This is a genomic window from Bathymodiolus platifrons methanotrophic gill symbiont, assembly GCF_002189065.1.
In the GTDB taxonomy this organism is placed as follows: domain Bacteria; phylum Pseudomonadota; class Gammaproteobacteria; order Methylococcales; family Methylomonadaceae; genus Methyloprofundus.
In genome coordinates, this window is the sequence record NZ_BDMN01000212.1 from 1 (window position 1) to 3132 (window position 3132).

Below are 3132 nucleotides of genomic sequence, written 5' to 3' on the forward strand. Positions count from 1 at the left end.
AATAAGGATTGTTGAAAAATCTGTCTTGACTCTTTGGGGTGCTATAGATGGAACGTTTATGTTGGAAAACATGGTGATGATACGGAGGTGGATTTTTCAGGTGTCGATTTTTCAAAGCATAGGAAAGGAAAAGGGGAATTTAACTTCTCAGGGTATCTGTTTCCAAAGGAAGGGAATGTAAAATTTTCTAGATCCATATTCGGTGATGGTGGTGTGAACTTCACCTTCGCCAATTTTGGCCAGGGTGTTTGGTTGTTAGCCTTTTTATTTTAGTAAATTTAAGAAGTTACAATTCTCTACTCCGACTGATGCCATATTACAAACTGCTGGTATTTTATAGTTTGATTTGAGTGCAGGCAATACACCCTGCCTGCCTTCCTCAGTAACAAGTGTAGTTCCCAATTCTTGCGCTATAGCAATAATGAATAAATCATTTTCACCAACGCCTTTCGTATATTCTTCCTCGATAATACCAAGTAATGCCTTTATATCTTTAGCTCTTAATATACTTTTAGAGGTTAAATCATAGATTTTAATATTATTATCTTGTAGCCATGTTCCACATTCAGGTATTTTATGACTAACTTCTTCAAAAGCCTTTTTTGAGATAACAAATTCTTTACTTTGCATCTTGTTAGAAAACCATTCCCAAAGAGAATCAAAATGTTTATTCTCTGGTGGGTAATTATCCCAAGCATGAATCATAGATGAAGCATCAAAGCTATACATGTTGCTCCAATTTCCTTACATCGCTAATTTTCAAATTATCTAAATAAGTGCTTGCTTTAGCTAAAGTGATTTTTTTATTATGTAAAGAGTCAAATACTGCGTAAACGAAAGGCTTACCAAAAACATTCATGGGCTCTCTATGTCGGTATGTCCTCGGTATGGATTTGGAACTAACTTGAGTTGCCTCTCTTCTTAATTGTTCTTCTTTATAGTCCACATAATTTTTATAATGATACTGAGATATTTCTTCATTAATTAATAAGCGTACCAATATCGCCCTATGACTCACACTCCATAGTTCCCTATAATCTTCTAAGAATGAATCATACTCTTGAGTTTGTAGCCCTAATAACCGTTCGGTATCTATTTGATTTAAAAAGCTATCAGGGATTAATAAGTTACCAGCAAAATCATTCGCTTCTTTTTCTTTACCTTGATAATTATCAAAATCCTCATCATTATCAATTGCGCTTTCTCTATGCAATAACAAGTGAGCAAATTCATGCATTAAGGTAAAGGTTTGCGCTCCTAAACTTGCTTGTTTTTTGATAACGATTATTGGTAATACGTCATAATATAAAGAAAAACCACGGACTGGATTCTTCTTATCTATTTGCCATTTACCATTATATCCATTGGATACAATAACCATGATGCCTTTTTGTTCAACAGCATGACGCATATCACTAAAATCATCAGATACTGCTAACCCTAACCAACTTCTGATATTTGCACTTATACTTTTTATGTCCTCATTTAAGTTCAAATCATCAGGATACCAAACTTTATTTATTGCCTCTCCTAAATCATCTAATAACCCTAAGTAAACTTGTCTTTGTTTTTCAACTTGTTCTATAAAGCCACGCAACTTTGGGGAGTGAATTGGCTTTTTATTATTAATTGTACGAAATTGAAGAGAGTATATTTCTTCCTCTTTTGGTGCTTCAGATTCAAGGAAAAACAACATGTTACGTTTAAAATAATTTGCTATTTTTTCTAGCTGAGTAACACTAAAAACCTCTTTGCTTTCCATAGCTTGTTCCAATGTTTTTTGAGAAATCTTAAGATCTGCAGATAGATGATTGATATCTATCTGCACGGCATTTAAGCACCACTCTAGTCGACTCGGATTAATAGCTATATTTCCCATGCTCTTATTATAGCTTACCCATTATTTTTTTAGGCTAACATCAAAATCAGATGACGTTGAAAGGTTACAAAAACATCCGTACCAGTGGTGCAGATTGAGAGGTTTCATATAGAATGGCTTGAGAAACAGGTCGATGGGCTTAGGGGCGATATAAAACAAGATAGAGAAGATTTCCTAGCTCGTGAAATTCGATTAATGGCATTACTTGGTCATCACTGCCCTTTATCTAGTTAATGAACAGCGATGACAGGACGTCCCAATGTTTCATGAAATTAGGGGGATGACGTGCCAAGAAAAAATGGCTAAAAGACTTAATTAGAAGTCTTAACTACAGCTAAACTTGCTATATCTTGGTTGCAGGCGCGCCATGCTACCTCACGAAATTCTGGGACTCCTGTCGCCATAATTCGTTCACCTACGCAGCGGATGGGAGATGCCCTGAACGCCCTGCGTCCGCAACGACTACGCACAAAAGCCGCTTCGTCATTACTACCTCACTGGCTGGACGGCTATTCGGAATGCAATTCTTGCTCCTCTCGCGTGCTGCTAGCACACGTCGAATCAGCGAATTGCCCTGTCGCCTATCAGGGACTAAAAATCACCACTTCGCTAAGCTCCGTTTCCATGATTTTCAGCGAATGCCGAATTTAAAAAATAGAATGATTTTTATTAGCCATGCTTGGGAATACAATGAACACTACTATAAAGTCGTGAATTGGTTAAAGGATGCAGCCAATTTATCTTGGAGTAATTGTAGTATCACTACTACTAATGCATTGCCTGATAAGACGCGTAAAGGTCTAGAAGAAGGGATGACTCGACAAATAAACCCTTCTCAAGTCGTATTGATACTTGGTGGAATGTATTCTGCTCATAGTGATTGGATTGAATATGAAATCAATGAAGCGAAGCGTTTAAATAAAACCATTATTGCTATAAAACCGTGGGGGCAACAGAGAATTCCTCAGATTGTACGAGATGCATCTGTTTGTGAACCTGTAGGGTGGAATTCTGCAAGTGTTATACAAGCAATCAGAGATTACACCTAAAAAGTGAAATCCTATAATTAAAATAGCCAACACCTAACTTACAGATTAGTGTTGGCTATTTACTTTATATCAATAAGGAATCATGAGTGAACTCAACTTTTAGTAAATCAAAAATTTGCTTTGTAATTATGGGGTTTGGGAAAAAAACTGATCTAGATCTTGGTATTACTTACGATTTAGATAAAACATATAAAAATATAATTC

At 36.1% G+C, this 3132-nt stretch carries 6 protein-coding genes; 3 read left to right on the plus strand and 3 right to left on the minus strand.

Translation table 11 applies throughout. The annotated features are described in order from the left end of the window. On the plus strand, nucleotides 1–181 hold a 181-nt coding region (locus tag CDZ78_RS22695; protein WP_211200767.1), incomplete at its 5' end, for a hypothetical protein. A gap of 83 nt (nucleotides 182–264) precedes the next feature. Here CDZ78_RS22695 and CDZ78_RS12420 read toward each other — a convergent pair. Beyond that, entirely contained in the window at nucleotides 265–729 is a 465-nt protein-coding gene (locus CDZ78_RS12420; RefSeq protein WP_087870297.1) for a DUF4411 family protein, read from the minus strand. Continuing rightward, complete coding sequence (locus CDZ78_RS12425) at nucleotides 722–1879, minus strand: ImmA/IrrE family metallo-endopeptidase (RefSeq protein ID WP_087870298.1); 1158 nt, start codon at nucleotides 1877–1879, stop codon at nucleotides 722–724. The genes CDZ78_RS12420 and CDZ78_RS12425 overlap by 8 nt, the downstream gene beginning before the upstream one ends. 84 nt (nucleotides 1880–1963) lie before the next feature. On the opposite strand from CDZ78_RS12425, the gene CDZ78_RS22030 reads away from it, so the two are divergent. Continuing rightward, nucleotides 1964–2113 (plus strand): hypothetical protein, encoded by a 150-nt coding sequence (locus CDZ78_RS22030; protein ID WP_167374288.1) that lies wholly within the window; start codon nucleotides 1964–1966, stop codon nucleotides 2111–2113. Nucleotides 2114–2190: 77 nt separating this feature from the next. Here CDZ78_RS22030 and CDZ78_RS22035 read toward each other — a convergent pair whose 3' ends face one another. After that, nucleotides 2191–2349 carry a hypothetical protein gene (locus CDZ78_RS22035; RefSeq protein ID WP_167374289.1) on the minus strand — a complete coding sequence of 53 codons (159 nt, stop codon included), beginning with the start codon at nucleotides 2347–2349 and terminating at the stop codon, nucleotides 2191–2193. Between the two features lie 189 nt (nucleotides 2350–2538). Here CDZ78_RS22035 and CDZ78_RS12430 point away from each other — a divergent pair, with 189 nt between their 5' ends. Continuing rightward, a complete protein-coding gene (locus tag CDZ78_RS12430; protein ID WP_280175577.1) occupies nucleotides 2539–2928 on the plus strand; it encodes a TIR domain-containing protein in 390 nt (129 codons plus the stop codon). Nucleotides 2929–3132 lie beyond the last annotated feature (204 nt).